A 20,210-nucleotide genomic window follows, 5' to 3' on the forward strand; every position below is an offset into this window, starting at 1 on the left:
CGGCGCGGCGGCGGATCAGTCCCGGCGCAGGGTGCTCTCGATCAGGTCGTGGCCGAGGTCGAACTGGATGCCGTCGGGGTTGCTGAGGCCGGCGTCGTCGTACCAGGACCGGTCCGCCTCCGGGTGCGGGCCGACCAGCCCGACGCGCCCGGAGCCGTAGCCGGTGACGACGGCCGCGGCGCCGCCGGTGTCGTACGTGGCCAGGACCGTCGCCGGCGTGCCCGGCTTGGGGCGGAACAGCGCGCCGTCCTGGAAGAACATGTGCCGCCGCCGGCCCCGCCAGTCGACGCCGACGACGGTGTCGTCCTGGTCGTGGACCGTCGCCTCGGCGCTGTAGATGTACCCCTCGACGCCGACCCCGGCCAGCAGGCCGAAGCCGGGGTCGGCGGCGGCGAGGTAGGCGCCCAGGCAGAAGCCGAGATAATTGCCGCCGCCGTGCACGAAGTTCCTGACTTCCTCGGCGTGCCCGCGCATGCGGCGCCACGCCTGGCGGACGTCGCCGCCGCCGGGCTGCGCGTACACGCTGGCCCCGGCGAGCGAGTCCGCGGACAGCGCCACCTGCTCGCCGGGGCCGCAGAACTCGGTCCGGAACCCGCTCGGCGCGCCGCGCAGCAGGGCCGCGACCGCCTCGGAGCAGCCCGCGCAGGCGGCCGGGCCGCGGTAGATGAGGGCGAGCGGCCGGTCACCGGACAGCTTCATGTACCCGGCGCCGGCCGCCCCGCCGAGCGCGGCGAGGACACCGGCGGCGGCGCCCGCGCCGAGCAGGAACCGCCGCCGGTTCACCGGCCGCCGCCCTGTCCGGCCCCGGGTTGCGCCCGCCGCCGGACGGTGCGGCGGCGGCCGTCGCCGGGCCCACGCGGCCGTCGCGGCGCCCGCCGCGACACCGGCCCACCTGACCCCAGGCCACCCGCCCCTGACCCACCTGACGCCGAGCCATCAGGCGCCGGTCCACCGGACCCCGACCCATCGGACGCCGTCCCAGCCGGTGCCTGCGCCGCCGACGCCGTCGTCGAATCCGTCAAGGATTCCGGGGACTTCGCCGGTGCCGGTGCCAGAGCCGGTGCCGAAGCCGCCGGCACAGCCGAGACCGGCGCCGGCGAGGCCTGGACCGGGATGGTGGCGGTAGCTGTGATGGTGGTGACGGCCCGGACCGCGCCGCGGGACGTGGTCAACCGCCGGGCGCGGGTGGCCAGCGCCGCGACGGCCGCCTCCAGCGGCCCGCGGCCGACCGTTCCCCTGACCGCGAGGCCGATGAGCAACGCGCCGACGATCTGCACGAGACAGCCGTTCCCGGCGCTGTAAGTGTCGAAATCCGAGTTGATGAACAGGATGTGCGCGGAGTAGAAGGTCAGCGTCATGCTGCCGGCCGAGGCCAGCGACACCAGGATGACCGTGCACACCGGGCCCCACACCCGGTGGGTGACGTGCGCGGCGAGCAGCATCAGGCCCAGCACCGCGACGGCGCAGCCGGCGGCGCCGAACATCTCGGGCGGCGTGCCCGTATGCGCGGTGTCGACCGCCAGCCACCACCACGTGGAGGACGGGACGTTGCCGTTGCCGCCGAACTTGAGCAGGTCGGTCGTCTGCGCCACCGTCAGGTCGCTGCGCGGCTGCGCGGCCCAGATGTGGGCCAGCCCCCCGTAGCGGTGCAGCAGCAGCGTGGAGGCCGTGTGCGCCGCGACGGCGACGACCGTGCCGACGGCCAGCAGCAGGGCGGCGAACCGTCGCCGGCTCAAGTCCTGCCGCCCGATGACGATGCCGACGCACACGTACGCCAGCCAGGTCGGCGACGGGTAGAAGCCGGTGAACGTCAGCTCGGTGAGCATCCCGATCGGGTCCTGGACGAGCCTTATGAACGACGGGTTGCCGAGCTCCGGCTCCGGCAGCCGTGGCAGCAGGAAGTAGTTGCCGACCGGGCCCGCCGTCGCCAGGAGCAGCCCCACCACGGCGACGGTCCAGGTGCGCAGGAACACCAGCGGGATCGCCAGCAGGAACACCACCGCCAGGTACGGCAGGATCACCGCCTTGAGCGTCGTGTCGGCGGCGCAGACCAGGAATCCGACCACACCGATGGCGGCAGCCCGGGCGGCCATCCCGGCGGCCACGGCGGGGCGGTCGGCCGCCGGGACCCGTCGCCGGCCGGACACGAACGCGATGCCGACGCCGGCGAGCAGCGCGAAGGCCGCCGCCGCCCGCCCGCTGAACGCCCTGTCCGACCAGGTCGGGTTGCCTGCGGCGTCGGCCTCCCACAGCGCGTGCAGGGTGATCATCCCGAGCAGCGCCACACCCCGGGCGGCGTCGATGCCGATGAGCCGTTGCCGGGTGCGTGGCGCCGCGGCTCGCGCGGGCGGCGCGGACGCCGCCAGGTCACCGGGCCGCGCCGTACTGTCCCCCGCGCCGCGTTGCACAGCGGTCATGCGGTCATCACCGCGTCCACCAGGTCGAGGCCCAGGTCGACGCCGAGCCGGTCCACGGACAGACCGGCATCGGCGTACCAGTCGCCGGTCGCCTCCGGGTGGGGGCCGACGACCCCGACCCGGCCTTCCCCGAAGCCGGCGACGAGCGCGGCGACGGTGCCGTTGGGGTAGGTGGCGACGACCGTCGCACCGGCGTCCGGCCGCACCCAGAAGTACGGGCCGTCCTGGAAGAACAGCGTCCGGGCGCGGCCCCGCCACGCGACCTCGACGAGCGTGTCGTGCGGCTCGACGACGGTGGCGGCGACCGAGGCGATGTACTGGTCGGTGTCCCCCGGCAGTAGGCCGAAGCCGGGGGTCGCGCCGGCCAGGTACCCGCCGAGGCAGAAGCCGAGGTACCGCCCGCCGTCGTGCACGAACTCGCGGATCGCGGCGCGGTGCCGGCGCAGGTGGCGGTAGCCGTGCGAGAGCAGGCCGCCGCCGGGCTGCGCGTACAGGACCGCACCGGACAGGGCGCGCGCCGACACCTGCACGTCCTCGCCGGGGCCGACGTAGCGCACGTCGAAGCCCCAGCGGCTGCGGCGCAGCAGGTCGGCCACCGCCTCGGGGCAGCCGGGCAGGGACGCGGGCCCGCGGTACACCAGCGCGACCAGCGCCCCGCCGGACCCTCCCGTGGGCTGCGCGGCCGGCATGCGGCACGTCGCGGCCATGGCGCGCCCGGCGCCGGTGCTCCGGACGCGCCGGGATGCGATCACCGCGACCCCTGCCGCGGCGGGTTGTCCAGGGTCAGGGCGGTGCACCGCACGCCGCCGCCGCCCTTGGCGAGCTGGGTCGTGTCGAGCTCGACCACGTGCAGCCTCCGCTCGCGCAGCGCGGCGGCCAGGCGCGGCACCCCGCGGGTCATCGTCACGGTGCGGCCGTCGCTGATCAGGTTGAGCGCGAGGCGGGACGCCTCGTCGAGGCCGACCTCGATCAGGTCCAGCCCCAGCGCGCGCAGGCTGCCGCGGCTCGGCTCGTCGAGCGCCAGCGGGCAGTACGCCAGGGTGTGCGGGTCGATGACGGCGATGGCCAGGTCGAGGTCGTACCAGCGCGGGCCGACGGTGCGCAGCGGGATCACGTCGTAGTCGAGCTCCTTGGCCAGGACGGCGTGCATGCGCTGGTCGGTGCGCTGCCCGTGGCCGGCGAGCAGCAGGTCGCCGCAGGCGAGGGCGTCGCCCTGGCCGCTGAACGGGAACGGCGCCTCGACCACCTCGTAGCCGCGGTCGACCAGCCACTCCTCGAAGTACGACATCTCCGCCTTGCGTTCCGGCGGCGGGAAGCCCAGCACGGCCCGCTCGCCGCGGACCACCGCGGCGTTCGCGGTGAACACCATGTCCGGGCACTCGGGTGCGGCGGGGACGTACTCGACGAGGCGGCCGGCGGCCAGGTGCGCGGCGACGATCGCGTCGTGCTCGGCGTTGGCCGCGACCGGGTCGGGTTGCACGTCGGTGTGCATGTACGGGTTGATCTCGTAGTCGATGCGGAAGTGGGTGGCGTCGGAGACGAGCAGTTCGGTGTTCATGGGGCGGTGTCCTCCTTGATGTGACGGGATCTTGCGAACGGAAGGTGCGCACGCGACCGGCAGGCACGCGGACGGCGGGCGCCGGTGCGGGCCGGACGGCGGACGGTTCAGGCGGCGATCGCCGGAAGGGTGGCGGGCGCCGGAAGGGCGGCGAGCTCCGGAAGGGTGCCGGCGCCCTGTGCGGGGATGCCACGCCATCGGCTGCCGGGCGTGAGGTGTTCGCCCTTCATCAGCAGCGACAGCGAGCCGAGCGACACCTCGTCGCCGACGACGGCGTCGTACAGCACGATCGCCCGGGTGCCGATGCTGGCGCCGGCGCCGACGGTGACGACGGACATCTTCATCACCCGGTCCTCGAACAGGTGGGTCTGCAGCGACACCTCGGCGCCGACCGCGGCGTCGTCGCCGATCTCGACCAGGTCGAACTCGGTCAGGTACGTGGTGCCGATCCAGGTGCGCCGGCCGATGCGGGCGCCGAACCAGCGCAGCACCGGCGGCAGGAACGGGGTGCCGACGAGCATGCCGAGCCCGGCCGGGATCGCCGCGGCCTCGTACAACCCGGTGACGAACTCGGTGCGCCGCACGAACGTGCTCCACAGCGGCTCGACCCTGGGCCGGTAGGCGCCGATGATGCTGCGTTTCGTGGCCGCGCAGCACCCGATCACGGCGGCGCCCGCGGCCATGACGACCAGCGGGGAGACCAGCGCCGGCACCGGCAGGTCACGGCCGCGGGCCAGCGCCGACAGCACCCACAGGTACAGGTAGACGCTCATGCCCAGCAGCGAGGCCGGCACGGTCGCGCGGGCGAACTCGACGGCGAGGCGGTGCGCCACCACCTGCCGCGGCGGGCGGAACGTCTCCTGCTCGGAGAACGTGCCGCTGCTCTGCCGCCGCGGCAGGTGCATCGCGGGCGAGCCGAGCCACGAGGTGCCGTCGGGGACGTCCTCGTCCGGCGGCAGGGTCTGCACGCCGACGAGGCTGCCGGCGCCGAGGGTGGTGCCGGCCGGCACGAACGCCGCGTTGCCGACGAACGCCCGGTGCCCGACCCTGGTCGGCAGCAGCGCCATCCGCCCGTTGGCGAACGTGGCGGCGCCGACGCTGGCCATGTCGGCCACGAAGCTGTCCGGGTCGAGGGTGAGCAGGTCCGGGTCGAGGTGCGCGGCGGTGGACACCTCGGCGCCCCGCCCGACGCGGGCGCCGAGCAGCCGCAGCCACGGCACCGTGTACAGCGTGGAGTACAGCGAGTTGGTGAACAGCAGGCTGAACTCCAGCAGCTTGTCGGCGATCCACTTGCGGACGCCGAGGCCCGAGCGGGCCGGGTGGATGCCGGCCGGGGCGTGCCGCAGCACAAGGCGTTTGCCGCCCGCGATGACCGCGCAGGTGGTCAGCACGTAGAGCGGCCCGGCCGGGACGGTGGCGACGAGACCGGCGAGCAGCCCCCACTGCAGCAGCGCCCACCAGACGAGGACCACGCTGGGTACGACGGTCGCGATGGCGCTCAGCTCGAGGCCGACGGCGCCGAGGCCGGCGGCGAGCAGGTGCTTCGGGTGCCAGTTCTGGTGGCGGCCCTTGGCCGACAGCATGACCTCCACCGTCGAGCCCAGCGCGTCGACGGGCGCCGCCGGGGAGCCCGCCCACCGCGCGCCGGGCGGCACGGTCTCGCCCTGCTCGAGCACGGACTGCTCGCCGAGCCCGGCGCCGGACCGCACCGACGCCCCCGGCTCGAGCACGGCGTTGGCGCCCACGAACGCGTGCCGCGCGACCGTGATCGGCTCGACGACGACCCAGCCGTGCTCGACCCGCCACGGCCGCATCGACACGCCGTAGCCGACGGTGGCGTCGGACTCGATCTCGATCATGGTGGGGACGCCGATCGAGCTGGTCGCGATCGTGGTCCGGGCGCCGACGCGGGCGCCGAGCAGCCGCAGGTACACCGCCATCAGCGGCGAGCCGCTGAGCACGGTCATCGGACCGAGCGCCAGCAGCAGGTCGAGCATCCACAGCCGCACGTAGGTCGGGCCCCATAGTCGGTACCGGCCGGGGCGGATGCCGGCGGCGACCGGCCGGGCGAGCAGGACCGGCACGATCCAGCGCACGCCGAGGTAGCTCACCAGGATCGCCATCATCAGCTGGGCGAGGACCTCGACGGACACGCGGCCGTTGTTCCAGGTGTACACATAGGACACCGGCAGCGTGATGAGCAGCACCAGCAGGTAGATGACGAGCGCCTGGCCGGCGCCGGCGGCCGCGATGCGGCGGCTGCCGTGGCGCAGCGGCGCCGGGCGGCGCGGCGCGGCCAGCCCGGTCGCGGGCGCGGCGAGCCGGCCGGCCAGGCCGCGCACCGTCGGGTTGCTGTACAGGTCGCGCACGGCGGGGCTCGCGCCGATGCCGCGCGTGCGCAGCAGCGACACGACCCGCGCGGCGAGCAGCGAGTGCCCGCCCAGGTCGTCGAAGAAGTGCGCCTCGACCGACAGGGCCTGCGGTTCCAGCCCGAACGCCTCGGCCCACACCGCGCGGACCTGCTCCTCGAGGTCGGTGTCGGCGGCGACGACGGTGCCGCGGGCGGGGCGCCGGTGGACCGGGGCCGGCAACCGTTTCCGGTCGACCTTGCCGCTCGGCATGGCGGGCAGCGCCTCGACCACGTCGAGGTACGCCGGCACCATGTACCCGGGCAGGCGCTCCTGCAGCTGCTCGAACAGGCGGGGCACCAGCGAGTCGTCGGGCTCCGGGCAGACGATGTAGGCGGCGAGCTCCCGGGGCGCGTCGTCACCGGTGCCGACCGGGACGAGCGCCGCGACCGCCTCGCTCACGTCGGCGTCCTCCAGCAGCACATTCTCGATCTCGCCGAGGTCGACCCGGTGGCCGCGGATCTTGACCTCGGCGTCGGCGCGGCCGAGGTACTCGACCTCGCCGTCGGCGGTGAGCCGGCCGAGGTCGCCGGTGCGGTACAGGCGCGATCCGGGCGGTGCGAGGGGGTGCTCGACGAACCGGTCGGCGGTCAGCTCGGGCCGGCCGACGTAGCCGCGGGCGACGCCGGGCCCGCCGATGCAGATCTCGCCGACCTCGCCGTCGCGGACCGGCCGGCGCTGCTCGTCCAGCAGCACGACGCTGTAGGTGGGCAGCGGCCGGCCGATGGTGACGATCCGCCCGGGCAGCAGCTCGCACCAGGTCGCGGTGACGGTCGCCTCGGTCGGCCCGTAGGTGTTGAGGATGCGCCGGCCCGGCCGGCTCCACCGCTCGACGAGCTGGCCGGGGCAGGCCTCCCCGCCGACGAGGACGCTGCGGATGCGGGGCAGCTCCCGGGGGATCGTCGCCAGCAGGGTCGGCACGCAGTACAGGACGGTGATGCCGGACGAGTCGAGGAAGTCGGCGAGCTCGGCGCCGAAGCGCCGCGAGTCGGTCGGCCCGGCGATGAGGGTGGCGCCGACGGACCACGTGGGCCAGATCTCCTCGATCGAGAAGTCGAAGGCGATCGTCATGCCCTGGTAGACCCGGTCGCCGGGGCGCACGTCGTACACCCCCGGCACGACGTCGAGGAAGTTGCAGATGCTGGACTGGGCCACCTCCACGCCCTTCGGGCGGCCGCTGGAGCCCGAGGTGTAGATGATGTAAGCGACGGGGTCGCCGGCGGCGTCCGGCTCCGGTCGGAGTGCGGGTGCCTCGGCGGCGCCGTCCCCGCCGGTCTCCGCGGTCTCCTCGGGGCCGCCGGTGCTGTCGACGCGCAGCACCGGGCAGGGCAGCCCCTCGGCGCGGTCGGCGAGCTCCGCCGACGTCAGCAGCAGCGCGATCGCCGAGTCCTCGGCGATGTAGGCGACCCGGTCGGCGGGCGACTCCGGGTCGATCGGCACGAACGCCCCGCCGGCCTTGCCGACGGCGAGCAGCGCCACGTACGTCGCGACGGAGCGCTGCAGCAGGATCGCCGTCCGGGCGCCGCCGCGGATGCCGAGGCCGCGCAGCCGGTGCGCGAGCCGGTTGGCGCGCTCGTCGAGGTCCTGGTAGGTGAGGCGGATCCCGTCGCATTCCAGCGCGACGGCGGTGGGGGTGCGGTCGCACGCGGTCTCGAACACGTGGTGCAGGCGTCGCGCCGTGAGCTCGTGCTGCCGGGACGGCGGCGCGGTCGTCCTGGTGGTTGCCTGGATCAAAATTTCAGCCCTATCTCTGCTGATGCCGCCGCGGCACAGGTGCGGGCCGGCGGCGCGGCTGCCGCCAAGGCGCAGCGGGGCACCGCGGCCGGCGTGGGGCCGGCCGCGGGTCTCAGCGACAGTCATGAACGGGGGCGCGCCGGGGGCGGACCCGGGCGTGCCGTGCCACAGCGTGACCGGGTGCGGTCCAACGGAGGCAGCGGCACCTGGGTGGGCACCGCATCCCCAGATTGCCGCCCCGGTTCAGGTCGCGGGAGCGGCGTCGGTCAGTTCTCACCACGAGACCACCCACGGCGCGGCGCCCCCACCCTCAGCGGCCGCGACGGTGGGCCGAGGCGCTCTGCGCGCGTCACACTCCGCCTCACCGGGGCACGCGGCCCGGGTTCGCGGTGCGGGGAAGCCGGCGTGCCGGGGTCGATCCCGGACGCCTTCACCAGGTGCGGCGGGTCCGTGGCGGTGAGCAGCACCAGCGCGGCGCCGATCCACTTCGGACGGAGTCGGGCGGCGTGATCCGGCCCGCCGGCGCCACGACCTTCACGTGCGGGCGGGTCGGCCGGCCGGTCGCCGGAGTCGTGCTGGTCTGTGTGCGGGACGCGCATCGCCCCTCGGCGCCGCGCATCCGCCGAGCGGGCTACCGACCCGTGCTCAGGTCCGGCGCTGCGTCGGCACCGTCGCCAGGGTCGCCCAGATCACCTTGCCCGCCGCGGTCCGCGTCGCCCCCCAGGCGCGCGCCGACCGCGCGACGATCCCGAGCCCGATGCCCCGGACGTCCAGCGGCACGTCCTCGCGCTGCACCGGCCTGATCATGCGGGGCAGCGCCGGATCGCCGTCCTCGACCGCGAGATGCAGCAGGTCCCAGCGGCGGGAGGCGGTCACGGTGAACGGCGTCCGCGCGTGCTGCACGGCGTTGGTCACGAGTTCCGAGATGATCGCCCGGGCCGGGTGCAGCAGCGCGCGCAGGTCCCAGGCCAGGACCGTGTCACCGATGAACGACCGCGCCGTCGAGGGCGCCATGGCCTCCGGCTGCAGGTCGAGCCTGACCCGGCCGAACGGTGGCGTCCTGTGGCTGAGCGCGTCCTGCGCCGCGGCCATGGTGGTGTAGATCGGGATCCGTGTCATGAGCCCGGCGCTGACCAGCTTGCGCCAGGTGGCGTCCGACGCCACGAGCACCAGCGGGACCGGCGGCTGGATGGAGCCGCTGTGCCGCTCGGCCAGGAGGACCGCGCCGACGAGCGCGGGGTTGGGCTGCTCGACCGCCGTCAGGTTCAGCAGCAGCGCCCTCGGATGCTCCGCCAGGCCCTTGCGCACCGCGGTGGCGAGGTCGGTCTTGACCCGCCCGTCGCACGGCCCGGCGACGGTGACCTCGACTGTGCCCTGCTCGATGTCGCTGCGCAGACCCACCCTTGACCCGATCACCGCCGCTCCACTTCTCTATCCATCCCGCTGGATCGGAATCCGCGCCCTCGGACCCGGAGTGTGGCCATCATCCAATAAGAATTGCGCTGCGGCAGCGAAACGGCCAATCCCGTTGGATTTGACCGGTACCGCGGCCTCATCGGATCACTGCAAATCCGTTGTTTTCCGACAATATGCCTCCGGTCACTTTTGGTCACCGCGCGGGGAACGGGACCCACAGCTCGACCTCGGTGCCGATGCCCGGGCGGCTCTTGACGGTCGCGGTGCCGCCGAGGTCGTGGATCCGGCCGCGGATCGACTGCTCCACCCCCAGGCGGCCGGCCAGGGCCGCGTCCCGCAGCCGGTGCGGCTCGAAGCCGGCACCGTCGTCGCGGACCGTCACGCGCACGCCGTCGTCCTCGTCCTCCAGAAGGATCCAGGCCCGCGCGCCCGGCCCGGCGTGCTGCCGGACGTTGTCCAGCGCCGCCTGGACCGCCGCGAACAGCTCGGCCGCCGGGGCGGCCGGCAGCATGACCGGGTCGACCGGGGCGGCGACGTCGACGGTGGGCGAGGACAGCCCGGTGAGCCTGGCCCGCAGGTCGGCCTTGGTGCCCGTGCCGGGTGGCGACGGGTTGCCGCTGAGCAGGTTCCGAAGGGCCACCTCCTGCTCGCCGGCCAGCGCCGCCAGTTGGGCGCCGGCGCCGCCGAGCTCCGAGCCCTCGCGCTGGACCATGGCGAGGACCTGCAGCACGCCGTCGTGGATCGGCCGGGCCAGCCGGTCCCGTTCCGCGGCGGCCGCCTCCTGCCGGATCAGCTCGGCCTGCTTGCGCTCCGCCCAGCGCTCGGAGAGATGGTGCGCGATGCCCAGCCCGCCGATCGCCGCGGCCGACACCAGCAGCAGGATGCCGGCGGTGTCGAGGCGGAGCGTCGTGCCGATCGACCGCGGCGCCGCGCCACCCAGGTCGATCACCGGGGCGGTCTTGACGCCGGCGACGACGAGCACGCCGGCGATCGGGCCGAGGACCGCGGGGAGCGTGCCGCGCGGGGCGAGCACCGGCGCGGTCGCCCCGGCGACCGCGGTCGCGGCCCCGGTGACCAGCACGATCATCAGCAGCGCCGGCGTCGCACCGTACTGCCCGGCGAGCTTCTGCGGGTCGCCGCTCGTGCCCGAGAACGCGATGAACAGGCACGTCGCCGCGCCCACCGTGAGCGCGACCGTGGCCGCGACCCGCCACCTGGTCGCCGCGGCGGCCACGCCGATCGCCACCCCCAGCAGCGCGGCGGACCAGCGGGCGGGGCCCGCGTCCCTGGTCGCGAGCAGCGCGATCGCCAGGGGCGCGGAGACCGCGATCTGCGCCGTCGCCGCGGTCAGCGCCCCGGCCAGCGACCACACCCCGGCCAGCGTGGCCAGGACCACCGCCGCCGCGAGGGTCATCCCGCCGAGAATGGCGGTCCTGGCGTTCGGGGAGTTGGCGAGCGTCCGCCAGCTGACGCCCAGCAGGTCCGCGAGCCGCTCGGTGGAGAGCATGGCGAACGGCAGTGCCACGAGCGCCACCAGCCCGCCGGTGACGATCGGCCGCAGCCGCTTCCAGCTCCAGGCCTTCTCGTCCGGCAGTCCGACCGCCGCCGGATCGCCGCGCCGCCACCACCAGGTCGCCGGGGCGACGGCGGCGAGGCCGGCCACGACCAGCAACCCGCGCCAGATGGGCAGCGCCGGGTCCATGAACTGGTAGATGGTGCCCGGCAGGGCCTGGCCGAAGAGGCCGAACCCGATGACGAGGCCGGCCACGGCGGCGCCCAGACCCGGCGCGCCGGTGCACAGCAACCGCTGCGCGGCGCCCAGCGCCCCGATGGCGAGAAGCGGGAACGCCGCGCTGGACAGGTGGTAGAAGATCATCGTGTCCGGATAGGGGACCAGGTCCGGCCACGCGATCGGCACGCACAGCAGCCCGCCGACCGTCAGCAGGTAGGGCCACCACCGCAGCAGGCACAGTGCCAGCACGGTCGCCGCGGTGGGGATCAGCGGCGTGTACGGGTCGGGCCCGTAGTACGCGTCGGGCCCCTGCACGCCGAGCCGCGGCGAGAATCCTCCCCCGTGCGAGGACTGCACCACCGCGACCAGCAGACCGCCGCCCAGACCCGCCAGCGCGATCCACCACCGCAACGTCCGTTCATGCATGTCGATGATCATGACCGATGGGCCGCGTGCGCGACGGCCGGGTGTGCCAGGCGGGCCGGGCGGCCTTCCGGGTGGTACTCGAAATGCCACCATTCGTTGTCATACATCCGGTACAGACCGTACCGCGCGCCGTACACCTCGAGCCAGCGCGCACCCTCCGACGGCCGCACGTCGAGGGCCAGACCCGCGACGTGCCGCGACTCGTCCGGCGGCAGCGTCCACCGCCGGGCCAGCTCCTCCGAGCCGCAGCGCTCGACCTGCGCGGCGTACAGCGCGGCCTGGGCGTCCGCGTCCCGGTGGCCGGAGGTCAGTCCGAGCAGCTCGCCGTGCCGCCACAGCGCCCGCGTGCGTGCCGCCTCGAACGCCGCCCGCGTCGCAGGGGTGAGACCGGCCAGGTCCTCGGCCGGGAAGCGCAGGGTCAGCGCCCACTGGCAGGCGGTGTGCCGCGCCCGCCCCGGCGTGACCAGCGCGGCGACCGGCGTCAGCGAGACGGCCAGCAGGCGGGTGACCGCGCGGTACAGCGGGTCACGGCGCCGGACGACGCCGTGCCGTTGGGCGACCACCATCGATCGGTTCAGGGCCATGCACAGAACATTCCGCACCGGCGGCGGCCGGGCATGAGTAGAAGTACTCAGTCGAGCCCGTGCTCGAGTGCGTAGCGCACCAGCGCGCTGCGGTTGTGCAGCTGCAGCTTCCCCAGCGTGTTCTGCACATGGTTCTGCACCGTGCGGACCGACAGCCCCAGGTCCTCCGCCACCAGCTTGTACGGCAGGCCCTTGGCGACCAGCCGCAGGACCTCGGTCTCCCGCGCGGTCAGCTCGGGCCCGCCGCTCGTGGACCGGGCCAGTTTCCGGTACTCCCCGAGCACCAGGCCGGCCAGCCCGGCGGTGAACACGGCCTCGCCCTCCGCGGTGCGGCGCACCGCCTCCAGGAACTCCTGCCGTCCCGCCGACTTCACCAGGTAGCCGGTGGCGCCCGCCTTCAGCGCGTCGAGCACGTCGCGCTGCTCCCCGCTGGCGGACAGCATGAGGACGCGCACCTCGGGCAGCGCCTCGAGCAGCCCGCCGATCACCTCGACGCCGGACAGGTCGGTCAGCTGCAGGTCGAGCACGACCACGTCGGGGCGGGCCGCCCGCGCGACCCGCAGCGCCTGGGCTCCCTCGCCGATCACGGCGGTGACCAGGTAACCGGCGTCGGTCAGATCCCGTGCCACCCCGTCCCGCCACATCGGGTGGTCGTCCACCACCATCACCCGCACAGGCACACCGATCACACCGGCCACCCTAGACGGCGGGACCCTCCGGTGGTTGCTACGGCGTCGCGGAGCACCGCCGAGGCCCTCACGACCCTGCTGCCGCTTCCCACAGCAACAGCTGCCGGTGGTGGCTGAACCCGTTGCGCGCGTAGAAGTCGACCGCCCGCCGTCCTGAGTGGACGGTCACGTGCAGCAGCCCCCGCGCCTCGGCCTCGGCCAGGATCGCCGCCATCAGCGCACCGCCGACGCCCCGGTTCCGGTGCTCCTCGCGCACCATCACCGACTGCACGTCCCCGAACCGCCGCCGCGGCGCCCCACTGCCGGGGACGCGCTCCGCGACGAACAGGAAGGCGCACCCGACCACGGCCCCGCCGGCCTCGGCGACGAATGGCAGGTGCGTCTCAGCGTGCGTGGCCACCCAGCCGGCGAACTCGTCGAACTGGTCCGGCCCGATCCCCCGCAGCTCCGCGAGCGCCGCCAGGTCCGCCGTTCCCGCCATCCGCACGATCACCGGCGGAGTCTATGCGAGCACCGGCGGCACCGGCAGCAGAGCCGGCGCCGCCGTCGCACGTGCCGTCAGCAGGGGGTGAAGAACACCTGCCTGATGCCCGACGTGACGCCCCAGCTGCCGGAGGGCTGGCCGCAGCCGGTCCACGACTGCCCGATGACCTGGGTCTTCGCGGCGTCGGCGTAGTAGGCGAAGACGATGAGAAGGTCACCGCCGGGCGGGGGTGGCGGGATCGCCCCGGCGGGGGTGGCGGCGCCGGCGATCACGGCACCGGTGACCAGCAGCGCGAGCATCGTACGACGGATCATGTCCATCCCTTCGACAATGGTCTATGTCGTGACCATCATCGGCGCTCGCGGCCGGCACCACAATGCGTCAGCGCGGGGTGGCGCCGGCGGTGCCGGTCAGCCAGAGGTCGGAGTTGCCGACGTCGTAGCCGCACCAGTCCTTCAGCACGACCCGCATGGTGTTGACGCCCGGCTCGAACAGCGTGCGAATGTTCTCGGCCGCGCGGGAGTCGACGGTGGTGTTGCAGTTCAGGCTGAAGTCGCGCTGCCAGCGCCGGGTCGAGCCGGTCGGGGTGACGACCGTGATGTCGACGATGTCGTCGACCGAGAACGGGGCGGTGCCGTCCGCGCTCGCCGACAGGTACACGGCGGCGGTGCCGGCGACGCGGACGTCCCAGGTGCGGTCGTAGAAGACCTCGCCCTCGCGGGCGGCCGGGCGGTCCAGGGCGGCGGCGAGCCGGACCGCCGTGCCGCCGCGCAGGCCCGGGACGCGCAGGGAGAGCCAGGCCGGGATCGGGCCGTCGTCGAGGCGCAGGTGGACGTTGCGGTCGTCGGCGCGGCCCCGCTTGTCCACCGTCCGCACGTTCAGGCCGACCTGGACGCTGCGGCCGACGAACGTCGCGAAGAGGGGGCCGCCGCTGTCACCGCCGACCAGGAGGCCGTACGGCGTGCCGGGGCGGGTCTGCAGGCCGTAGCCGGCGAGCAGCTCGGGCGTGCGGGCCGGGGCGACGTGCTGCATGTCGGTCTCGCCCCAGCCGGCGATCTCCAGCGGCAGCGACGGCCAGTCGACGGGGCCGGTCGGCGGCGAACGCGACCACGGCCGCCAGGATTCTGCGCAACATGGGTCCGACCCAACCGGCTCGGCCGCCCGCCGGACACCGGCGTTCTGCCTGGTCTCGCGGTCGTTCGGGCCCGCGGGACGGACCGGTCGCGGCCGACGTCGCACCGACCGGGGGACAGCGCGGCCTGCGCGGCGCCTACCGTTCGGCGGTCAGCCGGGTCTCGAAGCCGATCCGGTCGCCGCGGTACAGCGAACGGACCCGCTCGATGGGCGTGCCGGTCGGGTCACGGCTGACCCGCTGCATGAGCAGCATCGGCAGTGCTGGGTTGGTCTGCAGCAGCAGCGCCTCGCGCGGGCTGGCCAGGGCGGTCTCGATCCGCTCGGTCGCCTCGGCCCAGACGACGCCGAGCTCGTCCTGCATGCAGCGGTACAGCGAGCCGCTGGGGTCGAGCACGTCGAGCAGCGTCGGGTAGCGCTCGACCGGCAGGCAGGTGCTCTCCAGGCCGAGCGGTTCGCCGTCGGCGAGCAGCACCCGCTCCAGATGAATGACCGGTGCGGCCGGCGCGATCTCCAGGGTGGCGGCCAGCTCGTCGTCGGCCGGGATCTCGCCGATCGTGACGACGATGCGCGACGGTGTGCGGCCCATGGCCCGCAGCGCCTCGGTGTAGCTGGCCAGCGACAGCGGATGGATGAGCTTGGGCCCGGCGACGAACGTCCCGCGCCCCTGCCGCGCGCTGAGCCGGCCCTCGATGACCAGCTCCGAGATCGCCTGGCGGACCGTGGACCGGGCGACGCCGAACCGGACGGCGAGGTCACGCTCCGGCGGGAGCAGCGCCCCGACGCCGAGCTCGGCGATCTCGTCGAGGATCCGCGCCTTGACGGCGTAGTACTTCGGGACCCGGCCGTGCGCGGGGATGCCTGAGTGGTGCAGGGAGACCGACACGGGGCAACCTTACGGCGCGCCCGCTTCATAACGGAACCATAACAGGTGCGAACCTTTGTGGCTCGTTCGCTGCGAACTACGGCTCGTTGGCGGCCCGTTCACCTGTGCTCCCTACGTTGACGCCGCTGATGAGGAATCCGAACGAACGACTGAACCCGCAGGTCAAGAAGGGTTGAACATGAAGGTCTCCACCCGGGTCGCCCTCGGCGTCGCCGCCGTGGCGGTGCTGCTGGCCGGCACCACCGCGTGCTCCTCCGACGACGACACCACCTCCACCGCCGCCGGCGCGTCGGCCGCGGCCGGCAAGTTCGCCAAGGACTCCGGCACGCTCGTGTTCGGCGTCGTGCCGGACACCGCCTCCACGCAGCAGAACTACAAGCCGCTCGAGGACTACATCGCCAAGATCTCCGGGCTCAAGGTCGAGTACCGGGAGTCGTCGGACTACGCCGCCCTCATCGAGGCCGCGGTCTCCGGCAAGGTCGACATCGCGAGCTTCTCCGGCTTCACGTACGTGACGGCGAAGAACAACGGCGCCAAGATCACGCCGTTCGCCTCCATCATCACCAAGAAGGGCCAGGAGCCCGGCTACTACTCCGAGGCGATCGCCCCCGAGGGCTCCTCCATCAGCAAGATCGAGGACTTCAAGGGCAAGAAGGTCTGCTTCGTCAGCCAGACCTCGACCTCCGGCTACCTGTACCCCAGCTACAACCTGCTCAAGGCCGGCATCGACCCGACCAAGGACGTGACGCCGGTCTTCGCCGGCAAGCACGACGCGTCGGCGCTCAAGGTCTCCCAGGGCTCCGAGTGCGAGGCCGGCTTCGCCGAGGACGTCGCCGTCGAGGCCCAGAAGGGCCTGAAGGTCATCAACAAGACGTTCGTCATCGGCGCGCCGATGACCCTCGCCGACGGGCTGCCGGCCGACCTCAAGACCAAGCTGGTCTCGGGCCTGCAGAACGTCACGATCGACCAGATCCAGGCCGCCGGTGTCGCCGGCGCGGACAGCGACGCCTTCAAGAAGACCTTCTACGCCCTCGCGCCGGTCGACGACGCGAAGTACGACATCATCCGCGATCTGTGCAAGCAGACCAAGGCCGCGGCCTGCGGCAACTGAGGCAGGGACGATGACTGTCAGCGACGCGCCCGCTGTCGAGGTGCACGGGCTCAGCAAGACCTACGGGCAGGTCACCGCGCTGCGGGACGTGTCGCTGACGGTCACCCGCGGGGAGATCGTCGTCCTGCTCGGGCTCTCGGGCTCGGGCAAGACGACCCTCCTGCGCCACATGAACGGCCTCGAGACGCCGAGCGCGGGCGACCTGCGCGTCCTCGGCGAGGACCTCACCCGCCTGCGCGGCCGCGACCTGCGCCGGCTGCGCGGCCGCATCGGCATGGTCTTCCAGCAGTTCCACCTGGTCGGCCGGCTCACGGTGCTGGAGAACGTCCTCACCGGCGCCCTCGCCGGGCTGCGCGGCCCGCGGATCGGCGTCGCGTCCTACCCGCGGGAGCAGCGCCGGCGGGCACTGACCCAGCTCGACCGGGTCGGCCTGCTCGACAAGGCCTACCAGCGGGCCGACACGCTCTCCGGCGGCCAGCAGCAGCGCGTCGCCATCGCCCGGGCGCTGATGCAGCGGCCTGAGATCCTGCTCGCCGACGAGCCGGTCGCGTCGCTGGACCCCGAGTCCAGCGACCAGGTGATGGCCCTGCTGCGCGACATCGCCGCCGAGGACAAGCTGACCGTGATCTGCAGCCTGCACCAGGTGGAGCTCGCGCTCGCCTGGGGGCAGCGCGTCGTCGGCATGCGCAGCGGCAGCGTCGTGCTCGACACGCCCGCCGCCGGTCTCACCCGCGAGACGGCGATGCGCATCTACGGCCGGATGACGGCGTCGCTGGCGGAGGTCCAGTGAGCGCCACCGATCTGCCCGAGATGCCGGTGCTGGACCTGGACCGGGTCGTGAAGCGCCCCGCACCGGCCCCGTCCACGATCGTCGCGGCCGGCCTGCTCGTCGCGCTGCTGGGGTTCGCGGTCTGGTCGCTGAACGAGATCGGCTTCACGGCCGAGACGTTCACCGAGAGCGCCGACAAGGTCGGGCCGTTCCTCGACCGGATGCTGCCGCTGCGCTTCCCGCCGGTCCAGGAGCTGCTGCGCTCGATCGGCGTCACCCTCGGCGTCGTGCTGTGCGGGACCGCGATCTCCGCGCTGCTGTCGGTGCCGGTCGCGTACATCTCGGCCCGCAACACCAGCCCGCTGCCGTGGCTGGTCCCGATCGGCCGGGCGATCGGCGTCGTGGCCCGCGCCGTGCCGGACGTCGTGCTGGCCATGCTGTTCGTGCTGCTCTTCACGCTGGGCTCGCTGCCCGGCATCCTCGCGATCGCGCTGCACTCGATCGGCATGATCTCGAAGCTCTTCGCCGACGCCATCGAGCAGATCGACGAGGGCCCGCGCCAGGCGATCCGGGCGACCGGCGCCTCCCGGGCCCAGGAGTTCTGGTCCGGCATCTTCCCGCAGGTGCTGCCCTCCTGGATCGCCACGACGCTGCACCGCAGCGACATCAACCTGCGAGGGTCGGTCCTGCTCGGCTACGCCGGCATCATCGGCCTCGGCTACGACCTGCGCCTGTCCCTGGAGTCGCTGAACTACCACAAGGCGATGGCGTTCGCCCTCGTCATCTTCGGCCTGTGCGTGCTGTTCGAGATCGTCTCGACCGTGATCCGGGCCCAGCTGCTCGGCGCGGCGCCGACCGGCCGCAGCCTCGGCTCCCGGCTGGCCCGCCGGCTGCCGACGCCGGACCTCCCCGTCACCGCCGCCGTCCCCGCGACCCATGACCGGGACGCGGCGGTGGCGGCCGCGATGCGCCGCCCGTGGAACGCGGACCGCGTCAGGTCCACGGCGGCCGTCGCCGGCGCGGTGGCCGTCATCGTGGCGGCCGTCATCGGGTCCGAGGCGAAGTGGCTGGACCTGTTCCGCTTCTGGGGGCAGATCCCGTTCCTCCTCGACCGGACCTGGCCACCCTCGATCGAGCCGCGCACCTGGGCGGACGTCTTCGACGCGCTGCTGGTGACGCTGGAGATCGCGGCGGCGGCCACGCTGCTGAGCGTCGTGCTGTCGCTGCTCGTCGGCCCCCTCGCGGCCCGCAACGCCGCCCCGAACGGCCCGACGCGGGCGGCCGCCCGGCTGCTGCTGCTGGTGGTCCGCTCGGTCCCGGAGCTCATCCTGGCCATCGTGCTGATCATCGTCACCGGGCTCGGCCCGCAGGCCGGCACCCTCGCCCTCGGCTTCGTCGGCGTCGGCCTGCTCGGCAAGCTCATCGCGGACTCCCTCGAAGAGGCGGCGCCGGGCCCGCAGGTCGCCGTCCGCTCCGTCGGCGCGACCCGCACCCAGGTGTTCTTCTCCTCCACCGCGCGGCTGAGCGTCCCCGCGTTCGTCGGCCACACGCTCTACCTGCTCGACTCCAACATCCGCTCGGCGACCGTGCTCGGCATCGTCGCGGCCGGCGGCATCGGCTACTACCTCGTCGACGCCACCCGGGTGTCCCGCTACGACCAGGTCACCGCGTTCGTCATCGTCCTCGTGGCCGTCGTGCTGGTGGTCGAGGCCGTCTCCGCCGTCATCCGCCGGGCGCTGCGGTGAGCGCCGCCCCCGCCTTCGACCTCGCCGTCGTCGGCGCCGGGATCGTCGGGCTCGGCCACGCCGCCGCGGCGCACGCGCGCGGGCTGCGGGTCGTCGTCGTCGAACGGTCCACCGCGATCCACGGCGCCAGCGTGCGCAACTTCGGGCACGTCTGCATCACCGCGCAGAGCGGGCAGGCGCGCGAATACGCCGAGCGGGCCCGCGAGCTCTGGCTGCGCTACGCGCAACGGGCCGGCTTCTGGGCCCGCGAGTCCGGCACCGTGATCGTCGCCCGGGCCGCCGACGAGCTGGCCGTCCTCGAGCAGTGGCGCGAGGACGAACCGGCCATGACCCTGTTGCGCCCGGACGAGGTCAGCGACCGGGCGCCGGTGACGGGTGCGGTCGGCGGGGCCTGGCTGCCCCGGGACCTGCAGGTCGACCCGCGGCAGGCCGCCCCGGCGCTGGCCCGGCACCTGGCCGGGGCCGGCGTCGAGTTCCGCTGGCGCACCTCGGCCCTCGGCGTCGACGGCGGCGTGCTGCACACGTCCCGCGGCCCGATCCGCGCCGGCGCGGTCGTCGTCGCCGTCGGGCACGACGTCGACCAGCTGTTCCCGCACGTCGCGGAGGCCGCCGGCGTCGTACGCTGCGGCCTGGACATGCTCCTGGTCGACGCCGGGGCCCTGCCGTCGCCGCTGAGCGCCCCGATCCTCACCGGATGGTCGCTGCTGCGGTACTCGGCCACCAACGCGACCCCGGCGGCCGCGGCCCTGCGCGAGCGGCTCTCGGCCGAGCACCCCGACCTGTACGCGCTGGACCTCAACCAGATGTACACGCAGCGCCCCGACGGCACCCTCATCGTCGGCGACACCCACTACCGGGACGCCGCGGTCGCGCCGTTCCAGGCCGAGTCGTCCTTCGCCGCGCTCGCCGGCGTCACCCGCGACCTGTTCGGCCTGCCCGGCCTGCCGGTCCGCGAACGGTGGCAGGGCGTCTACGCGTCGGCGCCGGAGGAGTTCCTCGTCGCCGCGCCCGCGGACGGGCTGCGGGTCGTGTCGGTCACCACCGGCATCGGCATGACCACCGGCCTCGGCCTGGGCGACGCGACCGTCACCGACCTGTTCGGAACCACCTCATAGATGGG

Annotated in this window: 17 protein-coding genes; 4 read left to right on the forward strand and 13 right to left on the reverse strand. The window is 74.0% G+C overall.

Annotation, left to right across the window (positions count from 1 at the left end; genetic code table 11):
• Positions 1-15 precede the first annotated feature (15 nt).
• The 13 genes from ABZ321_RS36305 to ABZ321_RS36365 form a co-directional block, all read right to left on the reverse strand.
• Complete coding sequence (locus tag ABZ321_RS36305) at positions 16-783, reverse strand: BPL-N domain-containing protein (RefSeq protein ID WP_354899903.1); 768 nt, start codon at positions 781-783, stop codon at positions 16-18.
• On the reverse strand, positions 780-2,417 hold the full coding sequence (locus ABZ321_RS36310) for a heparan-alpha-glucosaminide N-acetyltransferase domain-containing protein (protein WP_354899906.1): 1,638 nt from the start codon (positions 2,415-2,417) through the stop codon (positions 780-782). Before ABZ321_RS36310 ends, ABZ321_RS36305 begins: the two co-directional genes overlap by 4 nt.
• Positions 2,414-3,169: a BPL-N domain-containing protein gene (locus ABZ321_RS36315; RefSeq protein ID WP_354899909.1), complete on the reverse strand. Its 756-nt coding sequence runs from the start codon at positions 3,167-3,169 to the stop codon at positions 2,414-2,416. Before ABZ321_RS36315 ends, ABZ321_RS36310 begins: the two co-directional genes overlap by 4 nt.
• The gene (locus tag ABZ321_RS36320) at positions 3,166-3,975 is read right to left on the reverse strand and encodes an arginine deiminase-related protein (RefSeq protein WP_344514628.1); all 810 of its coding nucleotides are present in this window, start codon (positions 3,973-3,975) and stop codon (positions 3,166-3,168) included. Before ABZ321_RS36320 ends, ABZ321_RS36315 begins: the two co-directional genes overlap by 4 nt.
• A gap of 107 nt (positions 3,976-4,082) precedes the next feature.
• The gene (locus tag ABZ321_RS36325) at positions 4,083-8,243 is read right to left on the reverse strand and encodes a Pls/PosA family non-ribosomal peptide synthetase (RefSeq protein ID WP_354899912.1); all 4,161 of its coding nucleotides are present in this window, start codon (positions 8,241-8,243) and stop codon (positions 4,083-4,085) included.
• 519 nt (positions 8,244-8,762) lie between these two features.
• Positions 8,763-9,533 carry an ATP-binding protein gene (locus ABZ321_RS36330; protein WP_344514624.1) on the reverse strand — a complete coding sequence of 257 codons (771 nt, stop codon included), beginning with the start codon at positions 9,531-9,533 and terminating at the stop codon, positions 8,763-8,765.
• 193 nt (positions 9,534-9,726) lie between these two features.
• Positions 9,727-11,691, reverse strand: coding sequence for an ATP-binding protein (locus ABZ321_RS36335; protein WP_354899915.1), 1,965 nt, complete (start codon positions 11,689-11,691; stop codon positions 9,727-9,729).
• Between the two features lie 8 nt (positions 11,692-11,699).
• Positions 11,700-12,275 (reverse strand): D-alanyl-D-alanine carboxypeptidase family protein, encoded by a 576-nt coding sequence (locus tag ABZ321_RS36340; protein WP_354899917.1) that lies wholly within the window; start codon positions 12,273-12,275, stop codon positions 11,700-11,702.
• A 47-nt stretch (positions 12,276-12,322) separates the two neighbouring features.
• Positions 12,323-12,940: a response regulator transcription factor gene (locus ABZ321_RS36345; protein ID WP_344514683.1), complete on the reverse strand. Its 618-nt coding sequence runs from the start codon at positions 12,938-12,940 to the stop codon at positions 12,323-12,325.
• A gap of 91 nt (positions 12,941-13,031) precedes the next feature.
• Positions 13,032-13,457, reverse strand: coding sequence for a GNAT family N-acetyltransferase (locus ABZ321_RS36350; RefSeq protein ID WP_354899920.1), 426 nt, complete (start codon positions 13,455-13,457; stop codon positions 13,032-13,034).
• 65 nt (positions 13,458-13,522) lie between these two features.
• A complete protein-coding gene (locus tag ABZ321_RS36355; protein WP_344514618.1) occupies positions 13,523-13,762 on the reverse strand; it encodes a DUF6289 family protein in 240 nt (79 codons plus the stop codon).
• Between the two features lie 67 nt (positions 13,763-13,829).
• Entirely contained in the window at positions 13,830-14,480 is a 651-nt protein-coding gene (locus ABZ321_RS36360; protein WP_354899923.1) for a hypothetical protein, read from the reverse strand.
• 238 nt (positions 14,481-14,718) lie between these two features.
• Positions 14,719-15,438 carry a GntR family transcriptional regulator gene (locus ABZ321_RS36365; RefSeq protein WP_354900157.1) on the reverse strand — a complete coding sequence of 240 codons (720 nt, stop codon included), beginning with the start codon at positions 15,436-15,438 and terminating at the stop codon, positions 14,719-14,721.
• Between the two features lie 205 nt (positions 15,439-15,643).
• Between ABZ321_RS36365 and phnD the strand changes: the two genes are divergently transcribed.
• The 4 genes from phnD to ABZ321_RS36385 are packed head-to-tail and all read left to right on the forward strand — an operon-like array spanning position 15,644 to position 20,205.
• Complete coding sequence (gene phnD, locus ABZ321_RS36370) at positions 15,644-16,576, forward strand: phosphate/phosphite/phosphonate ABC transporter substrate-binding protein (protein ID WP_344514614.1); 933 nt, start codon at positions 15,644-15,646, stop codon at positions 16,574-16,576.
• Positions 16,577-16,586: 10 nt separating this feature from the next.
• Positions 16,587-17,366, forward strand: coding sequence for a phosphonate ABC transporter ATP-binding protein (phnC, locus tag ABZ321_RS36375; protein ID WP_354899926.1), 780 nt, complete (start codon positions 16,587-16,589; stop codon positions 17,364-17,366).
• On the forward strand, positions 17,363-19,090 hold the full coding sequence (gene phnE / locus ABZ321_RS36380; protein ID WP_354899929.1) for a phosphonate ABC transporter, permease protein PhnE: 1,728 nt from the start codon (positions 17,363-17,365) through the stop codon (positions 19,088-19,090). The genes phnC and phnE overlap by 4 nt, the downstream gene beginning before the upstream one ends.
• Positions 19,087-20,205: a TIGR03364 family FAD-dependent oxidoreductase gene (locus ABZ321_RS36385; RefSeq protein ID WP_354899932.1), complete on the forward strand. Its 1,119-nt coding sequence runs from the start codon at positions 19,087-19,089 to the stop codon at positions 20,203-20,205. The genes phnE and ABZ321_RS36385 overlap by 4 nt, the downstream gene beginning before the upstream one ends.
• Positions 20,206-20,210: the final 5 nt, after the last annotated feature.

Origin of the sequence: Dactylosporangium sp. NPDC006015, assembly GCF_040614215.1 — a bacterium.
GTDB lineage: Bacteria > Actinomycetota > Actinomycetes > Mycobacteriales > Micromonosporaceae > Dactylosporangium > Dactylosporangium maewongense.